Below are 14579 nucleotides of genomic sequence, written 5' to 3'. Positions count from 1 at the left end.
CAAATAATTGTAAAGGTGGCGAACTAAATGACTTCAAAAAAGAATGAAATCATTGTTTTAAAGAAAGCCCTTACACCTATTCATTTATGGACAATTGGTGTTGGAATTGTTATTTCAGGAAATTATTTTGGATGGAACTTTGGCTTAAGTCAATCGGGCTATTTAGGCATGCTGATTGCTACGATATTTATGGCGATTATGTACTTAACAATGACGCTAGGAATCTCTGAATTATCGACAATGCTGCCATATGCCGGGGGACCATACTCGTTTGCTAGACGTGCCATGGGCAGATATATGGGCTTCATTACAGGCATAGGGGTTGTGCTGCAGTATGTGATTGCTGCACCTATTATTGCAATTGGGATTGGTGGTTATATAAGCTTCTTGTTCCCAGCAGTGCCAACAGTTGTCGCCGCAGCGTTTATGTATGCGCTCTTTATGGGGGTACACATTTTAGGCATTAAGGAATACGCAACGATTGAGATGGTGCTTGTATTTATCGCATTGGGATTATTAGTGCTGATGTATTTTGTGGGGCTGCCACAGATTCAAGTGGAGAATTTGTTCCCAGCAAGCGGTGAGCTAGTGCCAGGTGGCTTTAAAGGCGTGTGGTCTGCGCTACCATATGCAATGTGGCTATTTTTAGCGATTGAAATGCTACCGATGCTGTCAGAGGAAACGAGAGATGTACAAAAGGATATGCCTAAGGGGTTAATTTCTGGCATGGTGACACTGTTAATTTTATCTGTGCTTACAACGACAGTGGCGATTGGGCTTGCGGGCATTGATACGATGACAGTAGCAGAGGACCCACTACCAGCAGCGATTGCGGCAGCCTTTGGCAATACGTATTGGCTAGCGCAGGTTTTAGCATCTGTTGGATTAGTTGGTTTAATTGCAAGCTTTTCAGGTGTAATTTTAGCTTATTCACGTCAGGTTTATGCGCTATCACGTGCAGGGTATTTGCCAAGCATTTTATCGAAAATGCATAAAACACGTCAAACGCCTTATATGGCAATTATTTTACCGGGCTTTATTGGCTTAGTGCTTGTTATATTGTTCAATCCAGATGATTTAATTTTAATTTCTACATTTGGTGCATTAGTATCGTATATTACGATGAATTTATCTGTGTTGATTTTACGTAAAAAGGAGCCGAATTTATCGCGAACTTTTCGGACGCCATTGTATCCATTGACACCGATTGTTTCTTTAACACTAGCTATCATTGCGATTTTTGCGAGCTTCTTTGCCAATTTAACGTTTTTCGTTGTCTGTCTTGCGGTTTTTGCCGTTGCAAGTATTTACTACTGGCTATGGGCAAGACATCAAATCAATGAGGATGCACCAGAGGAGCGCTTTGCAAAGGAAGCAGTCGAGGAAGATAGCCAAATAACACAAGCATCTATACTAGAATAAAGCGTAGAGGATGTGTGCTTTATGCAAAAAGTAGAGTGGGTCATTTTTGATAAAGATGGCACAATTATTGACCTGGATTCTATCTGGATTCCATGGGCTAAAAATTTTTATCTAAATTTGACTGAAAATTCTGATTTAAAGATTGCGTTTTCATTACAGCACTTTTTAACAACAATCGGTGTAGCAGCCGATGGAGCAACGATTGACCCAACAAGCCCACTAGCTGTTGGAAGCATCCAGGAAGCAGAAACAATTATGGCTTACTTGCTTTATCAGCAAGGTATTGCTTGGAGTGAGGGTGTTACGCTAGCAAGAACAGCATCGAGCTTAGCAACAGCCCAGCAGGAAAATATAACGGTACAGGAATTACCGGGTATTCGACAGCTTCTGATGCGCTTAAAGGAGCATGGTATTCGCTTAGGCGTTATCACAGCAGATTCAACAGCACGAGCAGAATTACATGTAAAGCAGCTTGGGCTATGGTCGCTATTTGAATTTGTGCTTGGCAGTGACCAAGTAGCATCCAGCAAGCCATTTCCAGATTTAGCGCATTTGGCACGGGAACGCTATCAAGTATCGCTTGAACAGACAGTGATGATTGGTGATTCCAATGCGGATATGCTATTTGCTAAAAACGCAGGCATGCTCTATTCAATTGGCATTATTCCACAAGATGTCTATCCAAAAGATTATTTACCAGATGCCATGAAAATTATCGAAGCGTATGATGAATCGCTTATAACCTTGCTGACAGCGGAGGAGGATCAATATGGATAATGAACTTATTGCGAAAATTACAGCGTTAGTGATGGAGAAGGTGGCACAAATGCCAAAGGAGCAAATTCAAGGCTTAACACAGGCTGAATTGCAGGAATGGCAGTCCTTTCGTTTAATGACAGCAGCGAGTGACAGCGCTCAGCAAGCGCCAGCTATCATTGGAAACTATCAGCCATTGTCAGCGCATGAGCTGCAGCATTGGGAGGACCTGCATCGCCAGCAAGCATTCACGCAAGCAACAACAGCTTCATCTTCATCGTCTGATTTCATCGCATTTAAAAAATTTATATGATAGGCGGTGTCAGCAATGATAAAAGATCGAGATTTACTCTCTATTCAGGAGGTGCGCGATGCTGTTGCAGAGGCAGCGGAGGCTCAAAAAGTGTACGCTAGCTATTCTCAGCAGCAAGTGGATGCTATTGTTCAGGCGATTGCAGAGGAAGCCTACCGACAAGCTGAAAAGCTAGCTATATTGGCAGTAACAGAAACAAAAATGGGTGTGATTGAGCATAAAAAAATTAAAAACGAGCTCGCTTCAAAGGGTGTTTATGCATCCATCTGTCATGAAAAGACAGTAGGGATTGTGCATGAGGACCATACAGCAAAGCAAATAGAAATCGCCTATCCATATGGTGTGATTGCTGCTGTATCACCAGTAACAAACCCAACTGCCACTGCTATCTATAAAACGCTCATCGCGTTGAAGGCGCAAAATGCAATTGTCTTTAGCCCGCACCCAACGGCGGTAAACTGTACGATTGAAGCATTGAAAATTTGTCATGAGGCGGCTGTCCGTGCAGGTGCGCCTGCTGGCTTGATTCGCTGGGTAGCTCATCCGACGATAAAGGGCACAGAGGCATTAATGCAGCATAGGGCTGTGCAGCTTATTTTAGCGACTGGCGGCTCAGGGCTTGTGAAGGCAGCCTATAGCTCTGGCAAGCCTGCCTATGGTGTGGGACCGGGGAATGTTCCTGTTTATATCGATAAGACAGCGAATGTTGCCCGCGCTGTGCAGCACATTATTGATAGCAAATCATTTGATAATAGTACAATTTGTGCAACAGAGCAGGCAATAGTTGTGCATCAGGATGTGAAGGCACAGGTGATGGCAGCGTTAGCTCAAAATGGTGCAGCTATTGTGACGGGAGAGGACAGGCTAAAATTAGCACAGGTGATTTCCCCAGTGCCACGTACATTAAATACGGAAATTGTTGGGAAGCCTGCGATAAGCATTGCAGAGCTGGCACAGATTCAAGTGCCAGCAGGTACAAGGGTGCTTGTGGCAGAGGAGCAGTATATTGGTAAAGAGCATCCCTTTTCCATAGAGAAGCTATCGCCCATTTTAGGCTTGTATACAGCACATTCTCAGGAGGAAGCGATTCGACTATGTCAGCAATTGTTAGATGTAGGAGGACGTGGGCATAGTGCGGCGATCCATGCGGAAAACGATCAATTTGTTAAAGAATTTTCCATTCATATGCCCGTGTCACGGATTTTGGTTAATACGATGGCTTCTGTAGGGGCGGCGGGTGGCACAACGAGCTTAACGCCATCCTATACATTGGGCTGTGGTGCATATGGCGGCAATATTACAAGTGATAATATTACAGCTCGTCACTTAAGCAATAAAAAGCGCGTTGCCTATGGTATCAAGGAGCTAGCAGTGCCAAAGCCACAGCATCCGCAAAATATTCAACAGCCAGCAGTAGCAGTAAACACAGATGAAGAGGTAACGATTGATCCTGCGATGATTCGCAAAATAGTAGAAGATATTGTTACGAAATTAACCGTTTAGAGGAGGAGTTCACAATGAGCGTAGAAATTAATGGTGCATTAGGAATGATTGAAACAAGAGGATTGATCGGTTCGATTGAGGCAGCGGATGCTATGGTGAAGGCAGCAAACGTTAATATTGTTGGCAAAGTCCATGTTGGTGGCGGTATTGTCACGGTGCTAGTAACAGGTGATGTTGGCGCAGTCAAGGCGGCAACGGATGCGGGCTCAGAGGCTGCTCGTCGCGTGGGTGAATTATTGTCTGTGCATGTGATTCCTCGCCCACATTCAGAGTTACTTGCTATTTTACCAAAATAAGTGGAGGGGGTTGTCTTAATGCAGCACAATCCAATAGCGATCGCTGACAAAATCCCCATCGCTGTTTCAGCAAGACATTGTCATGTTAGCGAGGAGGATTTCCATTATTTATTTGGCACACAGGCCGTATGCACAAAATGGAAAGACCTGTCACAGCCCGGGCAGTTTGCCGCAGAGCAGGTGATTACCATTCAGGGTCCTAGAGGCTGCATTGACAAGGTGCGTATATTAGGTCCTTTTCGCGAGCAAACACAGGTGGAGGTCAGCCAAACGGATGCAGTGAAATTAGGGGTCACGCCACCTATTCGCATGTCGGGTGATGTGCAGAATTCCGCACCCATTACATTAATTGGCCCAGAGGGAACGATTCAGAAACAGCAGGGGCTTATTATTGCACAAGCCCATATTCATATGTCAGAAATGGATGCACAGGCTCTTTGTGTGCAGGATCAGGAAATTGTGAAAGTCGAGATTATAAATGACGTACGACAGCTACAAATCATGAATGTGGTTGTCCGTGTATCCCCAGATTTTGTCTTAGAAATGCATGTTGATACGGATGAGGCAAATGCAGCCTCTGTTGTACCAAACCAGTATGGCAGGTTGATTAAAATGGAGTGAAGTGAATGAATGTTCAACAATTACAGCAGCTCATTCAAGAAATTGTGACAACGCTTGTCCAGCCTAAAAAAAGATTATTGATTGTTCATCCCCAGACAGCAATCTCTTATAAGCAAATGGAAGCATTAAGCAGCTATTGTACAGTGGAAGAATGGCAAGAAGGCACAGATGCTACGAACATCCCCCAAATGTTCTACGATGCCATTGTTTTTCTGGAAGTTGACCAAGCGTTTATTGTTGCGAGTGCACAGGGCTTGCCGAATTCCCCAGCAGCCTTGTTTCTAGCAGACCTACTACTGAGGGGCGAGCCAGCTGTGCTAGTCCCTCAGCAAAAAATGGCTGAGGTGATGACCGCCCAACAGCCAAATGCCTATCGTAGTATGCTACAACAGCATATGGCAAGCCTAAAGTCGTTTGGCTGTGACTTGCAATTATTTTCACAGCTTATCCCTTCTATGAAGGCGACACAGCAGGATTTGTCCTTTGCCGATCAGCAGCCAGCATATATTACTGAGGAAATGCTTCGGACATTTCAGGGACAGCAGCTTGTGATTCCTGCTACTACAAGGCTAACGCCATTAGCTCTTGATGTGCTGCAGGAAAAAGGGATTACCATTCAACGAAAATAGCGAGTAAGAACATGTCAAAGTACGAGTGGAGTGTTGTTGCATGACAAAATCAATTGGTATTGTTGAAACGAGAGGGCTAGCGATTTCGATCCAAATAGCAGATGCCATGTTAAAAGCAGCAGAGATACGATTGCTTCGACAAGAAACGATTGATTTAGCGCTTGTAACAATCACGATTGAAGGTGATGTAGAGGCAATTCGAGAGGCAATTGCGATTGGTACACGGATGGCAAAAGCAGCGAATCAATGGATTGCCTCTACCACTATTTTACGGCCTGATGCTACGCTCACAGCATTAGTAGAGGAAATTGCGATAAAGCCGTAATGCTTTAATAGGCTATAAAAACAAGTGAAGGTTCACTTGATTAATCATGAAAGGGTGGGAAATAGAGATGAAGGTAGATTTAACTGGAAAGGTTGTATTGGTGACAGGTGGCAGTAAGGGAATCGGCAAAGGGCTTTCAACGGTTTTTGCTAAGCAAGGCGCACATGTCGTTATTGCGGCAAGAGGTCTTGATGCGGCTAATGAGCTAGTCACGGCATTAAAGGCTGATGGCTATTCGGCATCCGCCATCGCCGTGGATGTAGAAAGCTATGAATCTGTTGATCAGATGGCACGTGAAATAGCTGCTACCCATGGCGGTATTGATATTGTTTGTGCCAATGCGGGTATTTTTCCTTCTGTGAAGCTAGAGGAAATGACGACAGCCGATTGGGATCATGTGCTCAATGTGAACGCAAGAGGGACTATGTTTACTGTGAAGGCTTGTCTTCCTTATTTAAAGGAAGCAGCGTATGGCAGGGTCATCATTACTTCGTCGATTACAGGACCTGTAACAGGCTATGCAGGCTGGACACATTATGCAGCAAGTAAGGCAGCACAATTAGGCTTTATGCGTACAGCAGCGCTGGAATTAGCCCCCTATAAAATTACGGTGAATGCGGTTATGCCAGGCAATATTGCCACAGAAGGCTTGGATGGTCTTGGGGAGGATTATCTTCAAAAAATGGCAAAGGCTATTCCATTCGGCGGGCTTGGCAGTGTAGAGGATATTGCTTATGCGGCTTTATTTTTAAGCAGTAAGGAAGCAAGCTTTATTACAGGGCAATCCATTATTATTGACGGTGGACAAACATTGCCAGAGGACTCAGAGGCATTTTAACTTGCTGGATAAGGAGGAATAGAGATGAATCATTTAGGTGCATTAGGCATGATTGAAACAAAGGGGCTGGTAGGCTCGATTGAGGCAGCAGATGCCATGGTAAAGGCAGCAAATGTGCATTTGGTTGGGAAAGTACATGTGGGTGGTGGCATTGTAACCGTGCTAGTACGTGGTGATGTGGGCGCTGTCAAGGCTGCAACAGATGCTGGTGCTGCGGCAGCACAGCGAGTAGGCGAGTTGCTATCTGTGCATGTCATTCCGCGTCCTCATGCAGAATTAGAAGCCATTTTACCTGTACAATCGTGAAGGTGAGGTGGCTTTATGAATCCACAAATAATCGAGCAACTCGTTAATGAGGCGCTTGCCGAAGTACTAACGACCAATCAGCCAACACCACCTTCCACAAATGCTATTCCAATTGCTGTTTCGGCAAGGCATATTCATTTAAAGCAGGAGCATGTGGAGCATCTTTTCGGCAAGGGTGCAGCATTAACCGTTCAAAAAATGCTCTCCCAGCCTGGACAATTTGCAGCACAGGAAACGCTTATGATTGTTGGCCCTAAAGGCAGCATTGCCAATGTGCGCGTCTTGGGACCTGCACGAGCATTCACACAGGTAGAAATTAGCCATACAGATGCAATTGCATTAGGCATTCATCCACCAATAAGGGAATCAGGCAATATTGCAGGCTCTGCTAGCTGTACATTAGTTGGACCAAAGGGTAGCTTATTTTTGCATGAGGGTGTCATTATTGCACAGGCTCATATTCATATGTCACCACAGGACGCCAAGCATTTAGCTGTACAGGATGGGGAATATGTGGCAATCCAAGTGTCAGGTGTTCGTCCAATAACCTTTCAGCAAGTTAAAATTCGTGTAGCTGAGCATTATCAATTAGAAATGCATATTGATACAGATGAAGCGAATGCAGGCTTAATAAAGCAAGGGGCAATCGGCTCTATTTTCACAGCTTGTCAGCAGATTGCTTCAAGCGCTAGCCCACAAACGATGACTGTAGAGCTTACGCAAAAAATTATTACTGAGCAGGATATTGCACAGTATCAGGGCAGCACAATCATTGTCCCACAGGCAGCTATTTTTACCGCGCTTGCAAGGGAAACAATAGCGAACTTAGGCATTGAAATACAGTATAAAAAGGATGATTAAGCATGCGTATAGGGACAGTTGTTGGGAATATATGGGCTACTCGTAAGGAGGAGGGGCTACAGGGTCTAAAGCTACTTATTATTCAGCCTAAAAAAATAGATGGTCAGCTTGCTGATGAGCAAATTGTTGCAGCAGACCGTATTGGTGCAGGGGTTGGCGATGATGTGATTTTAACGATGGGCAGTGCAGCCGTTCGCAGCTTTTCTAAGGAAGTGATTTGCCCAATTGATGCCATTGTTGTTGGTATTATTGATAGGTCAGACGAATAGTGGGGTGAAAAAATGAAAGAAGCCATTGGGATGATTGAAACATTTGGCATGATTGGCTCCATTGAAGCGGCAGACGCTATGCTAAAGGCTGCTGATGTCCAGCTAGTGAGGCATGAGCTTGTAGATGGAGGCATTGTCACAATTATCGTTGCTGGTGATGTAGGAGCGGTGCAGGCGGCCGTGGAGGCAGGAAAAGCGACCGCGGAGCGTATTGGAAAGGTGCTTGGTGCACATGTAATTCCGCGCGCAGCAGATGATATTCACAGCATTATTCTTGAACAAAAGCCTGCTGCTAAGCCAGCCACAAAAGCATCCAAGCCAGCCGTGCGTAAAGCACAGTCGAAGGATGCTACGGATAGCGCAGCAGATCAATGATGAAGTGAAAGGAGTGATTGACAATGGGCTTTAAGCGTCCTAAAATTGCGATTATTGGTGCTGGGCATACTGGTACAACCGTTGCGCTGATGGCTGCACAGCAGGAGCTAGGCGATATTGTGCTTGTAGATATACCAGAGCTTGAAAATCCAACAAAGGGAAAGGCATTGGATTTATTACAAACGGCTCCTATTCAACAATTTAATGTGCAGATTACGGGCACGGCGGACTATACTGAAATCGCTCATGCTGATATTGTCGTGATTACAGCAGGAATAGCGCGCAAGCCGGGCATGAGCAGGGAGGATTTAATTAGCACCAATGCGGCGATTATTAGCACCGTTAGTCAGCAGATTCGGCAATATGCACCAAATAGCTATGCCATTGTCCTAAGTAATCCTGTCGATGCAATGACTTATGTTTGCCTGCAAGCAACAGGCTTTCCGAAAAACCGTGTGATGGGGCAATCAGGTATTTTGGACACAGCTCGCTTTAATACCTTTATTGCGGAGGCACTCAATATAGCTGTTGAAGATGTTTCTAGCTTTGTATTAGGGGGACATGGTGATGAAATGGTGCCGCTTGTCCGTTATACGTATGTTGGTGGCATTCCTTTAGAAAAATTAATGCCCCCTGCACAAATCGAGCAATTGGTAGAGCGCACACGTAAAGGTGGCGGTGAAATTGTGGAGCTTTTAGGAAATGGCAGTGCCTATTATGCACCTGCTGCATCCATTATTGTAATGCTAGAAGCTTTATTAAAGGATAAAAAACGAATTTTACCTGCTATTGCGTATTTACAAGGCGAATATCAAGTACAGAATGCCTGTATCGGTGTACCAGTTGTGCTTGGTGGCAATGGCATTGAAAGTGTGGTGGAGCTGCACTTAAATGCAGAGGAGCAGGAGGTCTTTGCCAACTCAGTGCAAGCTGTTTATCAAACAATTGACTATGTAAAATAGACATTGTGTATGTAGCTTGATCATATCCCCTTTAAATAGACAAACTGTATTAAAGGGGATTTTTGTATGCCAATTGAAGCAGCCTTTCTTCAGATTTTATTATTTTTAGTGCTGTACATACTAGTAGTTTATTATATTTTTAAATATATCTTTAATATTGATAATAAAGTCATCATAAAGTGATACGTTAAACCTGAGGACAGCCTCTGCTTTTTCCCTCTCTGTTATCTCCTCCCAATCAGGAATAACGGTATAAACATTATCTAGGTCGTAGTTCCCGTTTGGCTTCAGGATGTCATGGTTACAGACTACTCTATTTTTTTCGTCTACCATCTAAATATTTATCAAATAATACCGCTCAATTAGTAATGACTCGATTATGCTTAAGTATTGGACGTGGTGACATCAACATTGTTTCACCGTCAATGATTTTATAGCGAGGTTCTCTATTGCCCAATACTTTTTATGGGTGCTTACAGTGTAGCTATTTTATTGATAGGGGGCAGTCCAAGCTTCCCTATTCCTAGAACTGTTTTTCGAAGGATGTGGATGGAAGTTTCACGTGATCATGAACGAAAATAGCCTATTCCTCATAAAATAGAGAAGAATGATTGAAAAGGGTGAGGGGCTATGTTAGTCAGGAGTAAAGAAAAAGAAGAGCATCGTCAGGACATTGACCGTTGGGAAAATGATGGTGGAAGAAGCTTTTATGTATCATTCAAAAAATAATGAAACCAATTTTTATGTTGTCCGTATAAATAGATAAGTTTATTGAAAAAGGAGTACTATTATATTTTGAACCATTGAACAAAGCAATTATTATTTGTGATTTACCTCATTGTTATTGCGGATGCCTATTATACAACCTTGTATATTGAGCCCAAAACGCCACCGCAGCATCAGACCGTTAAAGCGTCTGTGATCACATTGATTGAAATTCGGTAGCAAGCCATATCAAAAGAAGCGGACAATCCGTCAGCAAGCTAATTTCCTGCAATTTCTACAGCAACGATTCTCTCAAAGGCATTTGACTGTATATCACGTTATACAAAAATTAGCTTTACGCCACGAAATTTTACGTTGCTAAGCTGTAAAATAGGATTGGGGGGCACAATCACCCACAATCCTATTTATATTGTTGAAAAAACGATTTTGAAAGGAGAGGTTTTATGCAAAGAGAGCGACTTAAACAAAGAATAATAAGAGAACCAGCTAAATTTATTTCCTATTTAAAGAAGCTAATTAGCGAGAATAGATTTGACGATGGGGAAGCGTTAGCCTTAGCATTGCTTATCATAAAAAATGGACCTGAAAGTTTATCGGATCAACAATGGTCTATCTTTTTAGAGAACGGTATTTTACGTGATAAGTACGTAGATCATTGTGAAAGATGTGCTGAACAAATTCCTTGGTCAAATATGTACAGTGCTATATTTATCAATAGAGATCATCTTTGCGCTAACTGTAGCTATTTTGAAAATAAAGTTACCTTCTATAATGATTTGTGAGGACTTATCAAGTGTCCCAATAAAAAAGATTGAAGCATTTAGCCTCAATCTTTCATATGCGTGCCTAGCTTGTAAAATAGCCCTAAAGCTACACGAATATACTTCGTTTATAAGGGGTTTTTCCATCTAAATCATTTGACATTTGGATAAATCATTGTTGCTGGGTCTACATATTCATTGAACTGCTCTTCTGTTAACAGACCGCTTGCAATTGCTGCCTCTTTTAATGTTGTGCCTTCCTGATGTGCTTTTTTCGCAATTTTAGCGGCATTTTCATAGCCAATATACGGATTTAATGCCGTAACGAGCATTAATGAGTTTTGTAAATTATGGTCAAGCACCTCTTTATTTGGTTCAATACCTACTGCACAGTGATCATTAAATGATTTCATTGTGTCAGCAAGTAGGCGAGTTGATTGTAGGAAGTTATAAATAATGACTGGCTTAAAGACGTTCAGCTCAAAGTTACCCTGAGAAGCGGCGAAGGCAATCGTTGCGTCATTGCCAACTACTTGCGTGACAACCATTGTCATTGCTTCACTTTGCGTAGGGTTGACCTTCCCTGGCATAATGGATGAGCCTGGCTCGTTTTCTGGAATCGTAATTTCACCAATACCTGAACGAGGGCCACTTGCTAGCCAGCGTACATCGTTGGCAATTTTCATTAAATCGGCTGCTAATGCCTTTAATGCGCCATGTGCCACAACTGCTTCATCATGGCTTGTTAAAGCATGGAATTTATTTGCTGCCGATGTAAAGTGCTTGCCTGTTAGCTCACTAATTTCTGCTGCTACACGATCACCAAATTCAGGGTGTGCATTAATGCCCGTACCAACCGCTGTTCCGCCAATTGCAAGCTCCTTCATATAATCAATATTTTGAATAATCATCTGCTCCGATTTCGCTAGCATGGCAGCCCAGCCGCTAATTTCCTGACCTAATGTTAGGGGCGTCGCATCCTGTAAATGTGTACGACCAATTTTAATAATATCTTTAAATTGTGCTGCCTTCTCTTCTAATGTAGCTTTTAATAGACGTAGTCGAGGTAATAAATAATCCTCTACTTTTAAGACAGCCGCAATATGCAAGGCTGTTGGGAAGGTATCATTTGAGCTTTGTGATTGATTAACATCGTCATTTGGATGAATGCGATCAGCCTCACCAGCATCCTGTAAAAGCTGATTTGCGCGGTGTGCAATGACCTCATTGACATTCATATTTGTTTGTGTGCCACTACCTGTTTGCCAAACAACAAGTGGGAATTGGTCGTCCCATTGTCCATTTAAAATTTCATCGGCAGCCTGTACGATGGCATTTGCTTTAATAGCAGAAAGCTTACCTAGCTTGTTGTTCGCAATCGCAGCACTTTTCTTTAAGATCGTCATTGCTTGTACAAGCTCAATTGGCATTTGCTCTGTCCCGATTTGGAAATTTTCCTTACTGCGCTGTGTTTGTGCGCCCCAAATTTTATTGGCAGGTACTTTGATTTCACCCATCGTGTCTTTTTCAATACGATAATCCATGTTCAACCAGCTCCTTTAGTATGTATGTTTCCCCAGATATACAGATAAAAAACGGATACTCTTAGTCTGACATAAGAATATCCGCCTCATACGTGCTTATTCAAAAAAGAGGGGGATTTTGAATAAAGCAATTTGGAGAAAAGAAATAATCTACTGATAATGATAATTGTTATCAATTAAAAAGTCAACGGTTTTGCTTAAAGAAATTTTATAATGAGAATAATTCGCAAAGATGATTATTTAATGCCCGAAATTTGAAGGAATAAACATATGTTATCTCTTTTTCTTGCCTAATTCTTTAAGCGGCTGTTTTTTAGGAATTTTTTCGAACACTATCTTTACATGAAAATTATTGTCATCGACTTGAAGTACCTCCAACACCTTTGCCTTACGTCCTTTAATGCGAATAGCCTCCTCCACAGCAGGTAGTGTTATGAGCAATTGACTTAAAACAGCCGTTTTATTTTCATAAAAATGTGTCACAAACATCACGATTCTCCTTCTGACTTTTAATTGTTACTCAATTTATGAGCGGAAGATAATAGTTAGAACTTTTGAGATGGTGGAAGACGGTGAATATAGATGAACCACGTTCAGTCCGCTTACAAAAATGTTAGAGGTGATCGTACAGTGAGGAAATACACCTGGAAAATATCAATTTTGGATTTATTTTTAAAATATTAAAATTATTATCTTTCGCTATATGTAGTAGAAGACAATTAAGTAATCTAAATGTAAAATGAAAGAGAAATTAAAATGTGGATTTAAAATAAGCTTCAATAATGTACATTTTTTGTTTAGTAATCGGGTCAGTTTATGAAACAACGCAACAGAACCATATTACCCTTATTTTTAGGGGTTTCTGATAAATACTAGCTCCCGATTCACTAAATCATCTTCTCCATTAAGATGTGGTACTATTATTTTGCAATAAACAACAAGGTGGGCAACCAATGAACAAAACAGACCGATTATTTGCCATCGTGCTGGAGCTGCAACGTAAAGAAGTTGTACGAGCCGAAGATTTGTCAGCCCTATTTGAAACTAGTGTGCGGACCATTTATCGTGACATGGAGGCGCTGAGTGAAGCGGGCGTGCCGATCATAGGAGCACCTGGTACAGGATATTCCCTGATGGAAGGCTATTTCCTGCCACCGATCAGTTTCACGGTACCGGAAGCCGTGAGCTTGCTGATTGGAACAGACTTTATTGAACAACGATTTGATGATGATTATCGCGTCAAGGCGCAAGACGCTCGCAGCAAACTCGAGATCATTCTACCGGAAAACGTTCGCAATGAAACATCTCGTGTACGCAACGCTATGCGCTTGCTCAATTCCGATAAACAGGCCATGCCGTCAAAAGAAAAGGAATATCTAGAAAAGATCCGTCAGGCGATATTAGACAAGCGAAAGATTGGCTTTCAATATGTAAAAGGACTTGCGGATTCTGAGGGGAATCGCCATAGTGTTCGTACTGTTGCGCCCTATGGATTGGTGCTCGTTCAAGGCTCGTGGATGCTCGTGGCCTATTGTGATCTGCGCGGAGACATTCGCCATTTCCGATTATCCAGAATGACGGAACTTATCGATCTGGAAGAACGATTTAAAATACCGGCACACTTTAACTTTAGAGATTATACTCCTGCGGATGATCGGCACTTACTGGTTCGTCTCCGATTTAATCTTGAGATCGCAGATAAGGTGAAGGAATCTAACTATTATTACATAGAGGATATGGTAGAGCATCAAGATGGATTGGATGTGTTCATACGCGTTCGTCAACTGGACGAAGTGTTGCAATGGGTGCTTGGCTGGGGAGCGGGTGTGATAGTGTTGGAGCCTGAATCGTTTCGAAATCGAATTCGTGAGGAAGCCAAAAAAATGTTAAAACGCTACTGACATACCGTTGTCAGTAGCGTTATTTTATAATCTGGGTAAGTAAGCCTAAAGGAGTGAGAGAAATGCGAAGTAGTATATCTTACATTGGTTGGAGAGATGATAAGATACGAAATTGTATCGTTTATTTAGAATGAAATCGTTCAAAAGACAAAATGCCAATATAGCACACAA

General features: G+C 42.5%; 18 protein-coding genes. 16 read left to right on the top strand and 2 right to left on the bottom strand.

All coding sequences use genetic code 11. From position 1 onward, the window contains the following. The first annotated feature begins 27 nt into the window (after positions 1-27). The 15 genes from eat (at position 28) to ACIQVU_RS09150 (ending at position 10984) form a co-directional block, all read left to right on the top strand. Entirely contained in the window at positions 28-1422 is a 1395-nt protein-coding gene (gene eat / locus ACIQVU_RS09220; protein ID WP_340805492.1) for an ethanolamine permease, read from the top strand. A 21-nt stretch (positions 1423-1443) separates the two neighbouring features. Further along, the gene (locus ACIQVU_RS09215; protein WP_340805493.1) at positions 1444-2199 is read left to right on the top strand and encodes an HAD family hydrolase; all 756 of its coding nucleotides are present in this window, start codon (positions 1444-1446) and stop codon (positions 2197-2199) included. Then, entirely contained in the window at positions 2192-2491 is a 300-nt protein-coding gene (locus ACIQVU_RS09210; protein WP_402895103.1) for a hypothetical protein, read from the top strand. Before ACIQVU_RS09215 ends, ACIQVU_RS09210 begins: the two co-directional genes overlap by 8 nt. A 15-nt stretch (positions 2492-2506) precedes the next feature. Then, the gene (locus ACIQVU_RS09205) at positions 2507-3994 is read left to right on the top strand and encodes an aldehyde dehydrogenase family protein (RefSeq protein ID WP_340805495.1); all 1488 of its coding nucleotides are present in this window, start codon (positions 2507-2509) and stop codon (positions 3992-3994) included. A 14-nt stretch (positions 3995-4008) separates the two neighbouring features. Next, on the top strand, positions 4009-4290 hold the full coding sequence (locus tag ACIQVU_RS09200) for a BMC domain-containing protein (RefSeq protein ID WP_053995836.1): 282 nt from the start codon (positions 4009-4011) through the stop codon (positions 4288-4290). 18 nt (positions 4291-4308) lie between these two features. Then, positions 4309-4911 carry a phosphate propanoyltransferase gene (gene pduL / locus ACIQVU_RS09195; RefSeq protein ID WP_340805496.1) on the top strand — a complete coding sequence of 201 codons (603 nt, stop codon included), beginning with the start codon at positions 4309-4311 and terminating at the stop codon, positions 4909-4911. A 5-nt stretch (positions 4912-4916) separates the two neighbouring features. Continuing rightward, positions 4917-5540 carry a hypothetical protein gene (locus ACIQVU_RS09190; protein ID WP_340805497.1) on the top strand — a complete coding sequence of 208 codons (624 nt, stop codon included), beginning with the start codon at positions 4917-4919 and terminating at the stop codon, positions 5538-5540. 40 nt (positions 5541-5580) lie between these two features. Then, complete coding sequence (locus ACIQVU_RS09185) at positions 5581-5865, top strand: BMC domain-containing protein (protein WP_340805498.1); 285 nt, start codon at positions 5581-5583, stop codon at positions 5863-5865. 67 nt (positions 5866-5932) lie between these two features. After that, complete coding sequence (gene fabG, locus ACIQVU_RS09180) at positions 5933-6703, top strand: 3-oxoacyl-ACP reductase FabG (RefSeq protein ID WP_340805499.1); 771 nt, start codon at positions 5933-5935, stop codon at positions 6701-6703. 24 nt (positions 6704-6727) lie between these two features. Continuing rightward, positions 6728-7009 (top strand): BMC domain-containing protein, encoded by a 282-nt coding sequence (locus ACIQVU_RS09175; protein ID WP_340805500.1) that lies wholly within the window; start codon positions 6728-6730, stop codon positions 7007-7009. A gap of 15 nt (positions 7010-7024) precedes the next feature. Further along, the gene (gene pduL, locus ACIQVU_RS09170) at positions 7025-7870 is read left to right on the top strand and encodes a phosphate propanoyltransferase (protein WP_402895095.1); all 846 of its coding nucleotides are present in this window, start codon (positions 7025-7027) and stop codon (positions 7868-7870) included. Between the two features lie 2 nt (positions 7871-7872). Next, positions 7873-8139, top strand: coding sequence for a EutN/CcmL family microcompartment protein (locus ACIQVU_RS09165; protein WP_340805501.1), 267 nt, complete (start codon positions 7873-7875; stop codon positions 8137-8139). 12 nt (positions 8140-8151) lie between these two features. After that, positions 8152-8514, top strand: coding sequence for a BMC domain-containing protein (locus tag ACIQVU_RS09160; RefSeq protein ID WP_340805502.1), 363 nt, complete (start codon positions 8152-8154; stop codon positions 8512-8514). A gap of 23 nt (positions 8515-8537) precedes the next feature. After that, positions 8538-9476: a malate dehydrogenase gene (gene mdh / locus ACIQVU_RS09155; protein ID WP_340805503.1), complete on the top strand. Its 939-nt coding sequence runs from the start codon at positions 8538-8540 to the stop codon at positions 9474-9476. Positions 9477-10645: 1169 nt separating this feature from the next. Further along, on the top strand, positions 10646-10984 hold the full coding sequence (locus tag ACIQVU_RS09150; protein WP_340805505.1) for a hypothetical protein: 339 nt from the start codon (positions 10646-10648) through the stop codon (positions 10982-10984). 131 nt (positions 10985-11115) lie between these two features. Here the strand turns inward: ACIQVU_RS09150 and fumC are convergent, their stop codons facing one another. Then, complete coding sequence (fumC, locus tag ACIQVU_RS09145; protein ID WP_402895089.1) at positions 11116-12507, bottom strand: class II fumarate hydratase; 1392 nt, start codon at positions 12505-12507, stop codon at positions 11116-11118. A 273-nt stretch (positions 12508-12780) separates the two neighbouring features. Then, positions 12781-12996 (bottom strand): hypothetical protein, encoded by a 216-nt coding sequence (locus ACIQVU_RS09140; protein WP_340805507.1) that lies wholly within the window; start codon positions 12994-12996, stop codon positions 12781-12783. A gap of 464 nt (positions 12997-13460) precedes the next feature. Between ACIQVU_RS09140 and ACIQVU_RS09135 the strand changes: the two genes are divergently transcribed. Beyond that, a complete protein-coding gene (locus ACIQVU_RS09135; RefSeq protein ID WP_340805508.1) occupies positions 13461-14408 on the top strand; it encodes a helix-turn-helix transcriptional regulator in 948 nt (315 codons plus the stop codon). Positions 14409-14579: the final 171 nt, after the last annotated feature.

Source organism: Lysinibacillus sp. NPDC098008 (assembly GCF_044760715.1).
Taxonomy (GTDB): Bacteria; Bacillota; Bacilli; order Bacillales_A; family Planococcaceae; genus Lysinibacillus.
Note: the sequence above shows the minus strand (reverse complement) of the source record. Positions and strands in the feature narration are given on the sequence as shown.

Coding starts and splice junctions, on each gene's coding strand:
- fabG (WP_340805499.1), top strand. CDS start 5,933: ATGAAGGTAGATTTAACTGGAAAGGTTGTATTGGTGACAGGTGGCAGT.
- ACIQVU_RS09185 (WP_340805498.1), top strand. CDS start 5,581: ATGACAAAATCAATTGGTATTGTTGAAACGAGAGGGCTAGCGATTTCG.
- ACIQVU_RS09160 (WP_340805502.1), top strand. CDS start 8,152: ATGAAAGAAGCCATTGGGATGATTGAAACATTTGGCATGATTGGCTCC.
- pduL (WP_402895095.1), top strand. CDS start 7,025: ATGAATCCACAAATAATCGAGCAACTCGTTAATGAGGCGCTTGCCGAA.
- ACIQVU_RS09190 (WP_340805497.1), top strand. CDS start 4,917: ATGAATGTTCAACAATTACAGCAGCTCATTCAAGAAATTGTGACAACG.
- ACIQVU_RS09140 (WP_340805507.1), bottom strand. CDS start 12,996: ATGTTTGTGACACATTTTTATGAAAATAAAACGGCTGTTTTAAGTCAA.
- ACIQVU_RS09135 (WP_340805508.1), top strand. CDS start 13,461: ATGAACAAAACAGACCGATTATTTGCCATCGTGCTGGAGCTGCAACGT.
- fumC (WP_402895089.1), bottom strand. CDS start 12,507: ATGGATTATCGTATTGAAAAAGACACGATGGGTGAAATCAAAGTACCT.
- ACIQVU_RS09150 (WP_340805505.1), top strand. CDS start 10,646: ATGCAAAGAGAGCGACTTAAACAAAGAATAATAAGAGAACCAGCTAAA.
- ACIQVU_RS09165 (WP_340805501.1), top strand. CDS start 7,873: ATGCGTATAGGGACAGTTGTTGGGAATATATGGGCTACTCGTAAGGAG.
- ACIQVU_RS09215 (WP_340805493.1), top strand. CDS start 1,444: ATGCAAAAAGTAGAGTGGGTCATTTTTGATAAAGATGGCACAATTATT.
- ACIQVU_RS09200 (WP_053995836.1), top strand. CDS start 4,009: ATGAGCGTAGAAATTAATGGTGCATTAGGAATGATTGAAACAAGAGGA.
- mdh (WP_340805503.1), top strand. CDS start 8,538: ATGGGCTTTAAGCGTCCTAAAATTGCGATTATTGGTGCTGGGCATACT.
- eat (WP_340805492.1), top strand. CDS start 28: ATGACTTCAAAAAAGAATGAAATCATTGTTTTAAAGAAAGCCCTTACA.
- pduL (WP_340805496.1), top strand. CDS start 4,309: ATGCAGCACAATCCAATAGCGATCGCTGACAAAATCCCCATCGCTGTT.
- ACIQVU_RS09205 (WP_340805495.1), top strand. CDS start 2,507: ATGATAAAAGATCGAGATTTACTCTCTATTCAGGAGGTGCGCGATGCT.
- ACIQVU_RS09175 (WP_340805500.1), top strand. CDS start 6,728: ATGAATCATTTAGGTGCATTAGGCATGATTGAAACAAAGGGGCTGGTA.
- ACIQVU_RS09210 (WP_402895103.1), top strand. CDS start 2,192: ATGGATAATGAACTTATTGCGAAAATTACAGCGTTAGTGATGGAGAAG.